Source organism: uncultured Nostoc sp. (assembly GCF_937863485.1).
GTDB lineage: Bacteria > Cyanobacteriota > Cyanobacteriia > Cyanobacteriales > Nostocaceae > Nostoc.
In genome coordinates, this window is the sequence record NZ_CALMFY010000014.1 from 23540 (window position 1) to 40967 (window position 17428).

Annotated in this window: 13 protein-coding genes; 10 read left to right on the forward strand and 3 right to left on the reverse strand. The window is 42.0% G+C overall.

The features are described 5' to 3' along the window. Window positions 1-96 precede the first annotated feature (96 nt). Window positions 97-807, forward strand: coding sequence for a PEP-CTERM sorting domain-containing protein (locus Q0541_RS01725; protein ID WP_298904660.1), 711 nt, complete (start codon window positions 97-99; stop codon window positions 805-807). 94 nt (window positions 808-901) lie between these two features. On the opposite strand, the gene Q0541_RS01730 is transcribed toward Q0541_RS01725, so the two are convergent. Continuing rightward, window positions 902-1864, reverse strand: a complete 963-nt coding sequence (locus Q0541_RS01730) for a M48 family metallopeptidase (RefSeq protein WP_298904662.1) — start codon at window positions 1862-1864, stop codon at window positions 902-904. Between the two features lie 144 nt (window positions 1865-2008). On the opposite strand from Q0541_RS01730, the gene Q0541_RS01735 reads away from it, so the two are divergent. The 4 genes from Q0541_RS01735 to Q0541_RS01750 all read left to right on the forward strand — a co-directional run bounded on the left by Q0541_RS01735 (window position 2009) and on the right by Q0541_RS01750 (window position 7131). Next, window positions 2009-3640: an ATP-dependent DNA helicase gene (locus tag Q0541_RS01735; protein WP_298904665.1), complete on the forward strand. Its 1632-nt coding sequence runs from the start codon at window positions 2009-2011 to the stop codon at window positions 3638-3640. Window positions 3641-3755: 115 nt separating this feature from the next. Then, a complete protein-coding gene (locus tag Q0541_RS01740) occupies window positions 3756-3971 on the forward strand; it encodes a DUF2839 domain-containing protein (RefSeq protein WP_298904668.1) in 216 nt (71 codons plus the stop codon). Between the two features lie 416 nt (window positions 3972-4387). Next, window positions 4388-6481, forward strand: a complete 2094-nt coding sequence (locus Q0541_RS01745; RefSeq protein ID WP_298904671.1) for a prolyl oligopeptidase family serine peptidase — start codon at window positions 4388-4390, stop codon at window positions 6479-6481. 173 nt (window positions 6482-6654) lie between these two features. Next, complete coding sequence (locus tag Q0541_RS01750) at window positions 6655-7131, forward strand: Uma2 family endonuclease (RefSeq protein WP_298904674.1); 477 nt, start codon at window positions 6655-6657, stop codon at window positions 7129-7131. 251 nt (window positions 7132-7382) lie between these two features. On the opposite strand, the gene Q0541_RS01755 is transcribed toward Q0541_RS01750, so the two are convergent. Continuing rightward, window positions 7383-7868 carry a hypothetical protein gene (locus Q0541_RS01755; RefSeq protein WP_298904676.1) on the reverse strand — a complete coding sequence of 162 codons (486 nt, stop codon included), beginning with the start codon at window positions 7866-7868 and terminating at the stop codon, window positions 7383-7385. A 411-nt stretch (window positions 7869-8279) separates the two neighbouring features. Between Q0541_RS01755 and Q0541_RS01760 the strand changes: the two genes are divergently transcribed. The 3 genes from Q0541_RS01760 to Q0541_RS01770 all read left to right on the forward strand — a co-directional run bounded on the left by Q0541_RS01760 (window position 8280) and on the right by Q0541_RS01770 (window position 12781). Continuing rightward, entirely contained in the window at window positions 8280-11057 is a 2778-nt protein-coding gene (locus Q0541_RS01760) for a pitrilysin family protein (RefSeq protein WP_298904678.1), read from the forward strand. A gap of 957 nt (window positions 11058-12014) precedes the next feature. Beyond that, a complete protein-coding gene (locus tag Q0541_RS01765; protein WP_298904680.1) occupies window positions 12015-12503 on the forward strand; it encodes a hypothetical protein in 489 nt (162 codons plus the stop codon). A 29-nt stretch (window positions 12504-12532) separates the two neighbouring features. Continuing rightward, complete coding sequence (locus Q0541_RS01770; protein WP_298904682.1) at window positions 12533-12781, forward strand: hypothetical protein; 249 nt, start codon at window positions 12533-12535, stop codon at window positions 12779-12781. Between the two features lie 474 nt (window positions 12782-13255). Here the strand turns inward: Q0541_RS01770 and Q0541_RS01775 are convergent, their stop codons facing one another. Beyond that, window positions 13256-13423 carry a hypothetical protein gene (locus Q0541_RS01775; protein ID WP_298904684.1) on the reverse strand — a complete coding sequence of 56 codons (168 nt, stop codon included), beginning with the start codon at window positions 13421-13423 and terminating at the stop codon, window positions 13256-13258. 107 nt (window positions 13424-13530) lie between these two features. Here Q0541_RS01775 and glyA point away from each other — a divergent pair, with 107 nt between their 5' ends. Next, a complete protein-coding gene (gene glyA / locus Q0541_RS01780) occupies window positions 13531-14814 on the forward strand; it encodes a serine hydroxymethyltransferase (RefSeq protein WP_298904686.1) in 1284 nt (427 codons plus the stop codon). A gap of 334 nt (window positions 14815-15148) precedes the next feature. Further along, window positions 15149-16399: a competence/damage-inducible protein A gene (locus Q0541_RS01785; protein WP_298904689.1), complete on the forward strand. Its 1251-nt coding sequence runs from the start codon at window positions 15149-15151 to the stop codon at window positions 16397-16399. Window positions 16400-17428 lie beyond the last annotated feature (1029 nt).

Genomic DNA, 17428 nt, shown 5'->3' on the forward strand with positions numbered 1-17428 from the left:
CAATGCGTAAGTGCTGATAAAATTTGGTTGCTGGAATTCCCAACAACCAAAGAGATATGAGAAAATGAAAAAATAAATAAAATCCTTGTAACTACCTTGGCATTTTATCTATGCTTTGGTGGAGCAGCACAGGCTCGTAGCATTATTAGCATAAGTCCGCCTACGGGGCCAGGTCAGGGCGATATATTCTGTACACAAGTTCAAACTCCCGTTAATACGCCATTTCCTAATAACGACAACAGCACAGCTGCAAGCCCGAATCAGATTCTCAACTTCCCTGGCTTATCTTGTACACCTAAAACCTTTCAAGCTATAGCCCCGATTGATACTCAATTGTTCGTTGAACCTTCAGCAGGGACAACAGAGTATTTTTTTACCGAAACAGGTGTAAATAATACTAACTCTACTTGGAGCGGGTTTAGTTTTAAGATTGGCTTCGGAGTTAATGATGACTTCGGACCGCCTGAATTAATTCTAGTCCCCTATGGCTTTGCGATTCCAGATTTTGACTTCAACGGTTCAAGCTCTGACCCTCAGCCTACCTCGTCTAAATTTACGCAACTGCTCCAGGATGGTTCTTTCTATTTGCAGTGGTCTGGGGGATCGGTTGCTCCTGGCGAGTCCGTCGATTTCACGTTTTCTGTTGATGTTCCCGATGATTTAGACGGAAACGATTTCTCTTCTTCTTTCACAATTCGTGAACTTCCTAGTGCTAAACCTGTTCCTGAACCCACTTCCATTCATGGCGTTCTAATTATACTAGGTATACTCAGTTCAAGGTTAGCTCTTAAACATAAAAGAAAGTAGCAATTACCGAACAAAGGTAGTGTTACGGAGCGTGTAACCTATTGGATAAGCTGGATGTGGTGCGTTAACCTTGTCTAACGCACCCTAAAACAATTTACTCAGACCTTCTGAATCTGTCGATTTCTCGTTGTAATTCTTCAATTTGTTGGCGTAAAGCTTCTGTTTCATTTGCGGAAGATTCGGCTGCAACATTTACTGATCCGGAAGCAGGCGATCGCTGATAATTTCCTCGGCGAATTTGCTGGTATTCTTCGGATATTGCCCACGCCCGTAAGTAATGCAAGCGTTCAACAGGGAAAGGATGGCTCAACATCATACCCTGAGCGCCATTGTACATTAAGAATTTATACACCTGATTCAGTCCATCTTCATCCAGTGCCTGATAATTTTCTGACTGCTTGATAAACTCTTGTAAACTACATTCATTGGCATATTTGTTACTACCGCCAGAGAGTTTCATCATCGTTGACATCACGGGATTCAAGTCATCCATCACCAGAAGTGCGGCACGATCTGAGGATAACTCGGCTTTCCGCCGCCACTCAAAAAAGGCGTAAATCAAGCCTTGTGTAACAAGATTACCGATGCCGAAGGTCAATTCTCCCAAGGCAGAAGCAGCACTCATCGCCCACATCGCCATTTGAATTAAAATAGTATGACCACATTTAATATGCCCCAGTTCATGGGCTAGCACCGCCCGAATTTCGGCTTCGTCTAGTAAGTCTAGTATCCCTGTATTTATGACTATGTAAGGATTCTCTTGCCCCAGTGCATAGCTATTTGCTTGGGGATTTTGCGAGACAAACAGTGTCGGTTCTGGGTAAATGTCCAAATCTCGGACGCATTCCCGAAACATCTGGTAAATAGTGGAATATTGACGCGGCCCGACTTGGATGGTGTTACCCATTAGATAGACTAATTGAGGGCGTTCGTAGATAAATTCCACAAATTTACGAGCGATTAAATCAAATCCCGGTAAATTTCGTAAAGCTTGCTCGGCTTGGCGATCTAGTGGATGCCTAAAGGCTTCGCTGGAAATTCCTGTGTAAGTTGGCATAATTCAGGGTATTGGGTCAGTGAACACTTATTAGTGAACAGTTATCAATAAACAGTCTATTAACTGGTAACTGAGAGCTGAGAACTGAATAATAGAAATGGGGCAATTGGAAGTAAAAGTCACTTTGTATGGAATTAAAAGCGTGTGATTGAGGCAGAAGTTCACTTGTCACTACATAACTTTTTGCGATCGCAGGCGGGGTTCCCTTCCTGGCCCCATCATTTGACGATGGCACGGTTGGTAGCACGCGCCTTGCGCCTGGGACGTAGTGCCCTAATTCAAGTAGGGGCGGTTTGTGGCTATCAAGGGCGGTATCGCACCAGTTTCGTAGCATCAGCCCTAATGTGGCATGGCCCTGTAATTATTGTTGCTCAAGAAGCGGTGCAGCAACTTCTGCTACAGGTAGAAATTCCCCGTCTACAGCAGTGGCTACCAGCCAACAAATCGATTAGAACAGGTGACGCTTGGCCTGATGCTGAGTTTCAAGGGCTACTGTTAACCTCCCCGGAAGCTTGGTTAAGAGGACAATTTGCTGGTGGCGATCGCTTTCCCCAAGGCATCCCTACAATTATTGATGGGGTAGATGATCTCGAAGATTGGGTGCGTGATCAACTTACCCAAGATATTCAACCCCATGATTGGGATCAACTCATGCTAGCTTGCCCAAACCAAGCTGAGGCAATTAGCGAAGCACGGATACAATTAACACACGAACTTTTTCAGCATCCTGCCAATCCTTATGAGTGCTATCTAATTTCCCAGCCAGAAATAGAGATTTTAAGCCGTCTCTATTCTGCTTTAGAGTCAGTACAAGCACTACCAGAACCTTGGAAACAATTTTGGCAGCAATTACAAATCCTTGATGAAAATCTTTCCCCCCCTGCCTCACGGCAGTTGCTACAACGCGGAGAACCGCATCGCCCTTGGCGTCTCCCCTTGGGAGAAGGGCGCACTGCCTCCCCTCCTCTCTTCTGGGCGACTATTGCCCATCGACAAGGTTTATTTTCTTTGCACTATGCCCCAATGGAATTAGGGGAAATCCTCTCGCCCATTTGGCAGCGACAACCAGTAGTTTTAATTGGCAGCGCCATAGAACCGGAAACTGATGCTCCTCTTTTCCGACAGCGCCTGGGTTTGGACGATTTAACTTGTCTGAATTTCTCTTCGGAAAATCAAGCGGAAGCAATTCAACTGTATGTACCCTATAAATTGCCCCTACCTAACACACCAGAATTTCAAGCGGCATTTATTCACAAAGTCCGCACACTGGTTTGTCTAAGTGCTACAGCACCAGGATTAACGGTTGTCTTGGTGGGGGATGTACCACTCAAGTCTCAAGTGGCGACAATTCTGGCCTCAGAGTTTGGTTCGCGGGTGCAAGTAGAAAAAACTTGTTTAGATGAAAATGGGATTTTGATTAGCGGTTGGGAATTTTGGCGGGAACATCAACGAGTTTTGCCAGCACCTCATTTGTTAATTATTGCTACTTTGCCCCTACCATCTTTGGAAAATCCCCTAGTAGCTGGTAGGGTAGCTCGTTATAAGCGATCGCATCAAGATTGGTTCCGTTTATATTTGTTGCCAGCAGCCTTGAATGAATTACAAAGAGCGATCGCTCCAGTCAGAGAAAGTCAAGGCATTGTTGCTTTACTTGATAGTCGTGTAGTTAATCGTAGCTATGGCGCTCAAATTCTTGCTGCCTTAAGTCCTCTGGCACGGATTAACTATCTCGATCCAAGCCTGTTTTCTAATACTAGTGAAGAAAATTCCGCTTAAGGTCATTTGTCACCCAATTTACATTTTATGAAGGTAATGCAATTCATTGCCTCTCTATAGCCATGATTCCTGGCAAGATAAGTTTAGAACCTAAGTAAAATTTGAGTTGCTGATTATGGGTGAAGCAAAGCGTCGTAAAACCAGACAAGGGGAAACATACGGTCAAGAAACTCGGATCTTGCCTTGGGTTCCCATCACAAAAGCTCAATCCGAACTATTTGTCAGTTGGACAACTCGTGGTGCCTGGATAGGCATTATCCTTATGGTTGTAGGATGGGCAACTATCCGTTTTATCGGCCCAGCCTTCGGTTGGTGGCAAGTAGTCTTCTAAATCTTGCTGTTAGCCTCTGACTCGGAGAGATATTGAATCTTACTCCCCACGCTAGAAGGGAACCAGCTGCTCTTGTTAGGTCTCTATTGGACTCAACTGAGAAACGCTATAGAAATATACCAGATAAGGGGTTTGGCTTAAAACTGATGCAAATTAAATGAGCGTAGGCGTAGCCCGTCGGAGACATCGCTTGTTTATACTTCAATCCGCTTGGATTAAGGCTTGATCCTCCTAACCCAAGCGGATTAGTTTATCTTGCTTGCTGATTAAAATCCTAACGGGACTGCTTGATTACTTAGTAATACCCCAACAGGTACTCTTTCCAATTAGAATTTTCCCGCAGGTTTAGTCTGTGTATGCTCCACGTCTTGGGTCTATCTTTGTAGTATGTAAAGAAGCACTTTTGACCTGAGATTATGCCCTCCTTTGAAAAACCCCTCACCTACCCATCCAGCTACAAGAGCAATCAAGTCGATAGCTACCACGGGACTTTAGTCGCAGATCCTTACCGTTGGTTAGAAGATCCTGACTCTGAAGAAACAAGGACTTGGATTGAGGCACAAAATCAAGTTACTTTTGGCTACTTGAGTGAAATTCCTACCAGGGAAAAAATTAAACAGCGCCTCACCAAACTTTGGGATTATGAAAAATATGGTATCCCTTTTAAAGAAGGTGAATCTCTGCAAGACGGTTCCACCGAACGCTACTTTTATTTCAAAAATGACGGACTGCAAAACCAAAGTGTCTTCTACACTCTGAAAACCCTCGAAGACCAACCCAAAGTTTTACTCGATCCCAATAAACTTTCAGAAGATGGCACTGTTGCTCTTTCAGGATTGTCTATTAGCGAAGATGGTAAACTTTTAGCATACGGTCTATCCGCCTCTGGTTCTGATTGGCAAGAGTGGAAAGTCCGCGATGTCGAAACTGGTGAAGACCTGCAAGACCACCTGAAGTGGATTAAATTTTCTGGTGCATCCTGGACACATGATAATCAAGGTTTCTTTTACAGTCGCTATGATCAGCCGAATGAAAAAACTCAATTAGAAGATGTCAACTATTATCAAAAGCTCTACTATCATCAACTAGGTAAACCCCAATCAGAAGATGTACTAATTTATCATCGTCCTGACCAAAAGGAATGGGGTTTTAGTGGCGGTGTTACTGAAGATGGAACCTATCTAATAATTTCAATTTGGCTGGGAACTGACTCCAAGAATTTATTTTTCTACAAAGATTTGACTAACCCTAATGCTGAAGTTGTAGAACTAATTAACCAGTTTGAGGCAGATTACAGCTTTATTGACAATGATGATAGCCTGTTTTATTTCCGCACGGATTTAAATGCACCACGGGGAAGAGTTATTGCGATTGACACCAAAAATCCTGCGCCAGAAAATTGGCAAGAAATCATCCCCCAATCAGCAGAAACGTTAGAAAGTGTAGGCATACTTAATAACCAATTTGTTGCAGATTACCTCAAAGATGCTCACAGCCAAATTAAAATTTTTGACCTCAAAGGCGCGTTTATTCGCGAGGTAGAACTACCTGGACTTGGTTCAGCCGGAGGTTTTGGAGGGAAGCGTAATGATACCGAAACTTTTTATATTTACACCAGTTTCACCACACCAGGAACTATCTATCGCTACGATATGATAACTGGTAAAAGTACCATTTTTCGCCAGCCAGAGGTAGATTTTAATCCTAATGATTACGAGACAAAACAAGTCTTTTATGATAGCAAAGATGGTACTAGAGTGCCAATGTTTATTACCCATAAAAAGGGCATTAAATTAGATGGAAATAACCCGACTTATCTCTATGCTTATGGCGGTTTTAATGCGTCAATGACACCTAGTTTCTCTGTGAGTCTTTTGGTATGGATGGAGATGGGTGGTGTCTATGCTATGCCCAATATCCGTGGCGGTGGAGAATACGGCGAAGAATGGCATCAAGCAGGAATAAAGGATAAAAAGCAGAATGTCTTTGATGACTTTATTGGCGCAGCTGAGTGGCTGATTGCTAATAAGTATACTAAGACTGATAAGCTAGCGATCGCAGGTGGTAGTAACGGCGGCTTATTAGTGGGTGCTTGCATGGCACAACGTCCTGATTTGTTTGGTGCAGCCTTACCAGCAGTCGGGGTGATGGATATGTTGCGGTTCCACAAATTTACCATCGGTTGGGCTTGGACTTCCGAATATGGTTCAGCAGATAATCCAGAAGAGTTTCCAGCACTGTATGCTTATTCGCCATTGCAGAATCTCAAACCAGATACAGCTTATCCAGCAACCTTAATTACCACAGCCGATCATGACGATCGCGTTGTCCCTGCTCATAGTTTCAAATTTGCCGCAGCTTTACAAGAAGCTCACGTAGGTGATGCGCCAACGTTAATTAGAATTGAGACTAAAGCAGGACATGGTGCGGGTAAACCCACGGCTAAAATTATCGAAGAAGCCGCAGATAAATGGGCTTTTTTGGTGCGTGCTTTGAATGTTGAAGTTTAGAATAATGTAACTGATTATCTCACGCAAATACGCCAAGCCGCTCAAATAAAGTTTGCGTTTTTGCGTGAGTGTTTTTGCTATAAATCAACGGTAAATGTCAGCAATGAGAGGAAAAGACTCGATATTGATAGATGAGTTAAAATTAAATCAATAACTCTAGCCAAATATTAACTATGAGATGGGAAGAAGTTTGTGAACACAAACAATTACAAGATTTACCCTTCAAAATTGAATTAAATAAATGGGGTCAAATCGTAATGAGTCCAGTCAAAATTAAACATTCTTTTTATCAAGGAAGAATCCAACGTTTATTAGAATCTTTATTGAATACAGGAGAAGTAATGCCCGAATGTGCTATTAACACATCAGATGGTGTGAAAGTTGCTGATGTTGTCTGGTGTTCAGAGGAACGATTTTCTGAAATTGAAGACGAAGTATCAGCATCTATTGCACCAGAAATTTGTGTAGAAGTTAAATCCAGTGGTAACACTTTGGAAGAAATGGAATTTAAAAGAAATTTATATTTAGAAGCTCAAGCTGTGGAAGTATGGTTATGTAATGAACAAGGTCAAATGAAATTTTATAATGAGCAAGGGGAATTAGAGCAATCTTTATTAGTTCCTAGCTTTCCTAAGCAAATTAAACGGTAATTAAACCCTTAACTGAACCGTATTTGGTCTATAAAGGCGATCGCTCATAAAAATCACAAGGAAAGAAAATCTGTTCTAATAAGCCATTGAGCTACTTCTAAGCTTTTGATCAAAAGATATTATCACCCAGATGCCAAATTAAAAGGGAATCAGATTAAGCAATAAGGGTGGAGATAAACAATTATTTACCTGCACCCTTACTGTTTTCCTCCATCTGAGCAAGAAGTCTAATTTCTATATCCCTTTTGTGCTTAAAACACGACAAATCGGGCTGTACCCTTCAGATTGATTATTGTATAAAATTGTTTCTGCTGCTGGTTGGATTGAGGAATCGTAGAAAAACGATTCAATGTTGTGATTCCGTTAGTTACAATTTTTACTTCCTCGCCCAATCCAATTTTTACACGGGGTATGAGCAAGCTAAATGTGGTGTACTCACCATTTAGCGTCTGTTTAATAGTCACAGTCACTAGTGTACCAATTTCCGTTTCTACAGTCCGGATCTGCTTTTCTCCTTCAAAGTTTAATGTCTGTTTCTGGTCTTTATATTGGAAAGAGGGCTTACCAATAAAGCTTGTTGTTGAGTAATTAATACTGACTTTCTCACCTTTTAAATTATACCCTGTGAAACTATACACGTCCGGTGTGTTTTCTTCTAAGGCATGAGATTGTAATACAGGTATTCCTGCTAAGGTTATACCTAAAGTGAATGATGCAATTAAGTTTCTTGTTTGCATATCTCAAAAATTTATTGCTAGTTTGATCAAGATATCTACCCTGATGGGATGACAATAAGAATTAAACCACTTATAAAGGTGGATATTCCGAAAAACTTGTCAAATCGAACACATTGCAATCCTTGTTAATATACCTGCAAGAATTTGTAACAGTGCGTAAAGTTACATCTATCTTGAAAATAGGGAATAAGTGGCAAAAAATAGGGGAAGGGATTTTTATACCCTTGTTGTGGGCTATTGCTCGTAGGTGTCTTGCAAATAGGTAAGCTTGAAAACCGAATATTACGGCATGGCGGAAATAAAGCTACCATTGAAAATGGTAAAAAAGCCGAGAATGTGAGTCTTTTGACTTGCACAAAGCGGCATTAAGGTTTTGTTTTATAATTAGAAATTTTGCATTTCCCATTGCTTATGAAGTTACGCTCATATATGCTTGTAGGGTTTTTCCTCAGCCTGCTCTTAAGTATTGTGCCGCTTTCGGGCAATTTCACCAATGCTGCAACACCAACAGCAGCCGCACCTGTATCTGCTGTCTCATTCACCCAAGGGGTGAAAAAAACGGTATTGGACAACGGCTTAACGGTGCTAACCAAAGAAGTCCATACCGCTCCAGTAGTCAGCGTACAAGTCTGGTATAAAGTTGGTTCACGCAACGAGGTTAAAGGAGAGAATGGCATTTCTCACCAGCTAGAACATTTGATGTTCAAGGGTACAACTGACCGTCCAGTGCAGTTTGGAAGGTTGTTTAGTGCCTTGGGTAGCCAGTTCAATGCCTTTACTAGTTATGACGAAACAGCTTACTTTGGCACAGTGCAGCGAGACAAACTCGAAGCATTGTTGACACTTGAAGCCGATCGCATGGAAAACTCCTTAGTTGGGACTGAACAACTCGTGAGTGAAAAGCGGGTGGTGATCTCCGAGTTACAGGGGTACGAAAATTCACCAGGCTATCGTCTGAGTCGGGCAGTGATGCAAGATGCTTTCCCAAGCAGAGCCTATGGCTTACCTGTGGGAGGCACAAAAGCAGATGTAGAAAAATTCACGGTGGAGCAGGTGCGGAATTATTACCAAACCTACTACAGCCCAGAAAATGCCACGTTGGTGATTACAGGGGATTTTGCCACAGAACCTGTACTGAAAGTTGTTAAAGAAACTTATGGGAAGTTGCCAAAACGAGCCAAGACGGCTATGGCTAAAAATTCTGCCCAGGTGAGTGCTTCTACCTCTGTTGCTAAAAAAGCGCCGATTGTCCTCAAGCAGCCTGGAAGTGCGGCACTATTGCAAGCGGTGTACCCGTTACCAGATATCAACCATCCTGATGTGCCGGCAATTGATGTGATGGATGCCATTCTCACAGGCGGACGTAGCTCTAGACTTTACCAAGCGTTGGTGGAATCTGGACTCGCTAGTTCGGTGAATGGCGGAGCAGCCGAACTCATCGAACCAGGTTGGTATGAAATTAATGCTACAGCGGCTGCCGGTCAAGAGTTAGGGAAAATTGCCCAGGTGCTCCAGGAATCTTTAGCAAAATTGCAACAGCAGCTAGTCACCACAGAAGAATTGAACCGAGCGAAGACGCAACTGCAAGCCTCGTATATTTTGGGTAACCAAGACATCACTAGTCAAGCTAGCCAACTGGGATATAACCAAACTGTGGCCGGCGATTATCGTTATATTGAAAAGTATCTCGCTGCGATCGCTAAAGTCACCCCAGCCGAGGTGCAGCAAGCAGCAAAAACTTACCTAAATCCGGCTAAACAAACCATCGGCTTCTTTGAGCCAACTCAACCAGATGGTAAACCAGGGACTTCTAGCGCTGGTTCTGGTCGGACAGTGGAAAATTTCAGCCCCGGTAAGCCTGTAGACCCAGCAGAACTGGCCAAATATCTCCCACCTGCCACATCAGCTACAGATTCGGGCAAACAATCACTACCAGAAGAGTTTACCTTGAATAATGGTTTGCGGGTTCTGCTCTTGAGCGATCGCAACCTCCCCACGATTAACCTGAGTGGACAAATTGACGCCGGTAGCGAATTTGACGGCAATCAAAAAGCTGGATTAGCGAATCTGACTGCGACTAACTTAATGAATGGGACGCAGACTAAAAACGCTCTTACCTTAGCAAAAACCTTAGAAGACCGGGGAGCTGATTTGAACTTCGGTGCTAGCCGCGAGGGAGTTAGCGTCAGTGGTGAGGGACTTTCAGCGAACCTGCCGATATTGATTCAAACTCTGGCAGATGTGTTAGAAAACGCCACTTTCCCAGCCGACCAGTTAGAACTGAGTCGCCAGCGGGCGTTGATAAGTCTCAAAGTCCAGCTAGATGACCCCAGAGGACTAGGACGACAAGTATTTCAGCAAGCAATTTACCCAGAAAATCATCCATTCCATAGCTTTCCCACGGCCGAGAGCTTAAAGAGCGTTACTCGTGATGATTTGCTTGGCTTCTACCAGACACACTACCGACCAGATACAACAACGATCGCTTTAGTAGGAGACTTTGATCCAGTTAAGGTAAAAGCTTTGCTGAATGAGGCATTTGGCAAATGGCAAGCCACAGGTAAGCAACCTGTTCTTAAAATAGCGTCCGTGTCAATACCGCAAACTTCAACACGTCTAAATAAACTAATTCCCGGTAAGACAGAGGCTGTTACTTACATCGGCTACAACGGCATTGCTCGGAAAGACCCACGTTATTATGCGGCACTGGTGCTAAATCAAATTTTGGGTGGTGATACTTTAGCAAGTCGCTTGGGTACGGAAGTACGCGATCGCCAAGGTCTAACCTACGGTATCTATAGTGGTTTTGCCGCCGGAATCAATCCTGGCCCGTTCTTGATTCAGATGCAGACTGCTCCTGGAGATACCCAAAAAGCGATCGCCAGTACTCTGGCTTTACTCAAACAGTTGCGCGAACAAGGAATAACTGAGGATGAATTCAATGCGGCAAAACGCTCAATTACTAATAGTTACCCCGTGGATTTAGCTAATCCCAGTGATGTATCAAACATCATTTTGAGTAATGCTGTCTTGGGACTTTCACGAGCAGAAATCCGAGAGTTTCCCCAAAAGATTCAAGCAGTCACTATGGCTCAGATGCAACAGGCAATTGAGGATTTAATTAAGCCAGAAAATCTGGTAATTGTCACCGCCGGGCCTGGAGATACTGTACCCAAGATTGGATCGTGATTTCCCATAAGGGACTTCCAGTTAAAAAAACATTGCATCCCTGCGGGACGCTCCGCGAACGTAGGGGCGCAAGGCTTGCGCCCCTACAAATGTACAAATAATTTTGGAGAATTTATTTTTTGTCAGTCCTTAAAGGTGCAAAGATATGCTTTGCACCTTTACATGTTGGTTGAGATTAGACCTTTTGCTTTTATAAGAAGAGATCACAAGTCGGGGTCAGAATTCAGAAAGAATTCTGTAGGAGTGGGTAATGAGTATTGGTTTAAAACTGTACTTCGTCCCGCCACGCTAACACCCTTTATGGAGCCACTTGCTCATGGGTGAAACCAGTATTAAATATTCTTCATCCTAAAATATCACTTCATCGGAGAGTATTTTTAATTCTGACTTCTTGTTTATCGGGGTTTTTGTTAGGAATCTAAGTGAGTCGGCGAGAAAAATTCAATGTATATTAGGACTTACGCAATAACTCTCTGAAACCTTATTCCTACCCTGCGGGAAGCCGCTGGCGCGTCTATGTGTCCTTTGCGTCCTTCTCTACGAGACGCTGCGCGAATGCGGTTCGTTTTTTCATGATTTTGCGTAAGTCCTGTATATGAAGAAATATAAAGTTGAAGTAGGGTGTGTTACGCCGTAGGCTAACGCACCTTGAATCGTTGGTGCGTTGTCGAGCAGCGCACCAACGATTTAAATTTATTAATATAGCTTTAAATATTAGCACCAACTTACTTATTGCTATATATTACTAATTGCGATCGCCTAAAATTTATCAAAACTTTTTTTATATTAAACTCTAGTGAAGAATTAAAAATTTCTTGAGTAAATTAAGTAATTAAACCGTAAATCAATCATTTATATAAAGTTATTATCAATTGATAATTTTTTAATGTAAATATCAAAGACTGAGCTAGAAAATTGGGTTATTCTGATAACGGCGGCATCTAGTCAACCACAATTATGAACAGTCTAGAACATATTGATCCTATTTTTGAAGGACTTTTTTCTAAGATTAATCCTAAAATAGCAGCCTCTTTTACTGATGAGCAAATAAAAGCTATACAAAGGGGTTTTGGCTCTCATGTTTGGACTCGTCATTCTGTAGATATAAGAGTTTCATTCCCGATTCCAAGACTTCGATTTTATCTAGTTTTATTAGCAGGTTCGGAATGTCTTTCGCAACAGGGTTTGCAATATAAAAAAGGTAGATATCCTCTTTTAAATACAGGTAATTTCATATTATTAACAGTATTTGTAACCATTCTTTTGAGTTGTGGCTTCACTATTTTCTGTTTTTTATGGTCTTCAGTTATTTCACTTACTTCTATCTCAACTTCGCCTTACCCTACATCTATTCCTTGGATTTTTGATAAATCTGAATGCGAATATACTAACAGAACTTGGCGTAATGACAAGTGTTGGGATGATAAACACAGTTCGATGTTTTAAAGCCTATTCACCTCGACAATAAAAATAATATGCCTAAAAAGCATTTAACTAAATATTCGTCCAAAAGTGGCACTTTTCTACAACAGTTTTTCGCCTGCATTCCTCCTCAAGTAGCAGCTACCTTTACCGATGCTCAATTGACAGAATTACAAAAGGTATTTATGAAGCGGGTTAGTAAGCGTTCTGCTGTGGATATCAGGCTTTATATCCCATTCATTAAAAAGCGTTTCTATGTAGTTTTTTTACTTGGCAAGCAAAACAGGTCAAAAGAGAATTGAAAAGATCCAATCTTCACACCTGTAAATACTATCTGATTAATCAGATATTGTCTGGGACAAATAACTTTTTTGCTTAGTGCACTCTACATAGTCGAAATGGTGTTGGAAATTAATACCTTTCCCAATGAAGAAATCCAAGAGTTTGTCAAATATTTAATGGTCAGTTTTTCAATTTAGCATCGGTGCCGCCAAGCCCTATTTCTTCAAGAGCATTTGGTAACTCGGCTTGTTGATCAACTCAAATAGCTAATACTGTTTGTCGGCTACCACAGGTAAGTTTCAAAAAAATTTTCATTTGTCAACAATACTGACTGCTTAAGTTTTCCAGCGGATAACTTCGCAGTCATGTTCTGCAACTGTTGTATAACGCACAGTCAATTGCCGAAGCTTCAGCTTTTTGTCCCACAGTTTCAAACAATTTTTCATTTGGAAAACATACTGAGTGCTTAAAGTTTTCAGCGGATAACTTCGCAGTTATGTACCGCAAGCGTTGTATAACGCACAGTCAATTGTAGAAGCTTCAGCTTTTTGTCCGACAGAGGAGCGATCGCAAAAAGCTTTATTTAGCCCAGTTTCAAAAAGCAACGTTATGATAATTAATGCATTAATCGAGCTTGCGTCTAATAATAAATAAGTTGGCACAAATAAACCTCCAGAATACGGAGACGATTAATCGCCTTTGTAAAGCTGTTAGGTGCTGCGTTCAACCAAAATCAGCCGTTGTACAAATTTCCACAAGGATAATTGAAGTGACTAGGACTAATTCAGACTTTCTTACCTCCTCTGATCCAGCGATCGCGGAGTTAATCAACGACGAACTACAGCGTCAGCGAGACCACTTGGAGTTGATTGCTAGTGAAAACTTTACCTCCGCTGCTGTACTGGCGGCTCAAGGTTCGGTACTGACAAATAAATATGCCGAGGGATTACCTGGTAAACGCTACTATGGCGGTTGTGAGTTTATCGACAAAATCGAGCAACTGGCGATCAATCGGGCTAAACAGATATTTGGTGCTGCTCACGCGAATGTACAACCTCATTCTGGCGCCCAAGCCAATTTTGCAGTGTTCCTGTCCCTGCTGGAACCAGGCGACAAAATTATGGGGATGGATTTGTCTCATGGGGGACATCTCACCCACGGTTCACCTGTAAATGTCTCAGGTAAGTGGTTCCAAGTTAGCCACTACGGTGTCAGCCAACAAACAGAACAACTTGACTACGACCAAATTCGGGAGCTGGCGCTGAGGGAGCGTCCTAAGCTGCTGATTTGTGGTTATTCGGCTTATCCCCGTGTAATTGATTTTGAAAAGTTCCGCAGCATTGCTGATGAAATCGGCGCTTACTTGCTGGCGGATATTGCCCATATCGCTGGTTTGGTTGCTAGTGGTCTTCATCCTGATCCCATTCCTCATTGTCACGTAGTAACAACAACTACACATAAGACTCTACGCGGCCCTAGAGGTGGCTTAATCTTGACTAGTGACGCAGAACTAGGTAAAAAGCTAGATAAATCTGTTTTTCCTGGTAGCCAGGGCGGGCCATTGGAACACGTCATTGCTGGTAAGGCAGTAGCTTTTGGAGAAGCCCTGAAGCCTGAATTTAAAACCTATTCTGCCCAAGTGATTGAAAATGCTCGTGCTTTGGCAGAACAACTGCAAAACCGGGGTTTAAAACTAGTGTCAAATGGTACTGATAACCATTTAATTCTCGTGGATTTACGTTCTATCGGGATGACGGGTAAGCAGGCGGATCAGCTAGTCAGTACCGTGAATATTACTGCTAACAAAAATACTGTTCCCTTTGATCCGCAATCGCCATTTGTTACCAGTGGTCTAAGATTAGGTTCGCCAGCAATGACCACGCGGGGCTTGGGAGTAGCAGAATTTACCGAGATTGGAAATATTATTAGCGATCGCCTGCTTTCTCCAGATTCCGAGGTAGTTACCCAAGATTGTCGGCAACGGGTAGCAGCATTGTGCGATCGCTTCCCCTTATATTCTCACCTGGAAATTCCTGTACCAGCCTTAGCCTGAGATGATAGTTAGGAGTTAGGAGTTAAGAGTTAGGAGTGATAAGTTTTAAGTTTTGAACTCCTAACTCCTAATACCAATTCTGTATGAAGATGTGCCTATAGGACTTACGCAAAACAACACAGTGTAGGGGCAATTCATGAATTGCCCCTACTACCGAAACAAAGCACAACCTCACATAGAATTGCTATAACTCCAAACTCCTCTACAAACGCGATTAATCGCGTCTCTACTCCAAACTCCTCTACAATACGCGATTAATCGCGTCTCTACTCTAAACTCCTGTAGAGACGCGATTAATCGCGTCTCTACTCTTAACTTCTAACTATTCCTTCCAATGAGTGCAGAAATTATTTGTGTTGGTACTGAACTGCTGCTAGGAGATATCCTCAACGGCAATGCTCAATTTTTGGCGCAACAATTAGCGCAACTAGGTATCCCCCACTACTATCAAACAGTGGTTGGGGATAATCCAGAACGGTTGAAGCAAGTTATAGAAATTGCTATTTCCAGAGCGCAAATTCTCATTTTTACTGGTGGACTCGGCCCGACACCAGACGACCTCACCTGCGAAACGATTGCCGATTTTTTTAAAGTCCCCTTGGTAGAACGCTCTGACATCATCGAAGACATAATCCAGAAATTCGGCCAACGTGGTCGGGTTATGTCACCAAGTAACCGCAAGCAGGCTTTGATTCCCCAAGGTGCAGAAATTCTACCCAACCCCACTGGAACAGCACCCGGTATCATCTGGCAACCCCGTCCTGAAATCACGATTTTTACCTTTCCTGGTGTTCCCAGTGAAATGCATCCGATGTGGGAAGAAACAGCCGTCCCATTTCTCAAAAGTCAAGGTTGGGGTAAAGAAATTATTTATAGCCGGAGTTTAAAGTTTTGGGGTATTGGTGAATCCGCTTTGGCGGAAAAGGTTGCTTCCTATTTGAAGTTGCCAAATCCTACAGTAGCCCCTTATGCAGGTAAGGGGGAAGTAAGATTGCGAGTTTCTGCTAAAGCAAATTCAGAAGCAGCAGCAGAAGCCTTAATTGCGCCCATTGAGAAACAAATTAAAGAAATCGCCGGACTAGATTTTTACGGCGTTAATAATGATACTCTTGCTTCCGTGGTCGGTCAGTTGTTGCTTGCATCAAAAGAAACGCTTTCAGTAGCAGAATCTTGCACTGGTGGCGGACTGGGGCAAATATTGACTGAGATTTCTGGGAGTTCGGATTACTTTTGGGGTGGAGTAATTTCTTATGACAATTCGGTGAAGGTTGGGCTGCTGGGGGTTAACCCAGAAGATTTAGATAAATTTGGGGCGGTAAGTGCTACCGTTGCAGAGCAAATGGCAATTGGAGTCAAAACGCGCCTTGCAACAACCTGGGGATTGAGTATTACTGGTATTGCCGGTCCAACTGGAGGGACAGATACCAAGCCAGTGGGTTTAGTTTACGTTGGTTTGGCTGGGCCAAAGGATGAAGTGGCAAGTTTTGAGTATCAGTTTGGTACAGTGCGAGGTCGAAATTTAATTCGTCATGTCAGTGCAAATGCAGCATTGGATAATTTGCGCCGGAAGTTGTTGACGAGATAGGAAGTATGTTAAGTTTGTCATCCGATTTGGATGACAAGCGTACCTAACGATGCGAATTAATGCGCGATTTCTATAGATTTCAGAGATCCGTAGGAGTACGCGTCTACGCATTTTTTTTTGAAGTTGCGATCGCCTTTAGTTTTATTCCATAAAACTAAATTTTGTCTAAATCCAGAGACTAAACTCATCAAAAGAGCGAAGCAGCAGGGTAATTATATAATCTACCTAGCTATGATTACCAGTAGTTTCATATTCTAAACCAGAGATAATTTTTTGCTTGAGGTGAACAAGTATTTCAGCTTTTATTAATGCCATTAATTTGAGACTACAACCCACATTCTGCACGAGTAAATGTACTCAACAATTTGCCCTCTGCACGTTATTTTGTCAAAACCTAAATTTTTAAAAAACGGCTAAAAATCATTCCTGGCAATCAATTCACGCTTTTTATTATCTATTCAGAGTGAGCAAAGTTTTTAGTTTCAACATGCTAAATTTATTGACAATAGTGTCAAAAAGCTTTTGGTACTTGTTTTCTTTGTAATGCCTGCGGCGAGCTAGTTCAATGCCTGAAACCTAAGACAATAGTTGGTTAATATAAAATATCAAGATTTTAAAACTAACCTGCATAATGTGGCTTACAAATTATTAACTTGTTAATATCTTGTTAATAACTTATCAATATCTTGTTAATAGCTTGTTAATAACTACAATATTATATTTTTTATAATCTTTTCCTGATTAGTTTATTGTTCGTACAGTTTCATTCACAGGTATTGCGTTTAAACAACAAAATCTGGTTTAGTAGGAAAAACTTCTTTGTTCTCGAAATGCCTAGAAAATCAGATCAGTACTGCTTAGTATTTTGTACATAGTTACAATCCTCCATTAGTAATTTTGTACTAATTAAAGGAAGGCTGAGTTTTTGTGAGTCAGTCTCAACCCCTTCTTGAAAGATTAAGATCATAATCAATTTGTCAATGAGTAATAGTGCTTAAAAATTTCGCAAAAATGAGGGTAGAAAACACA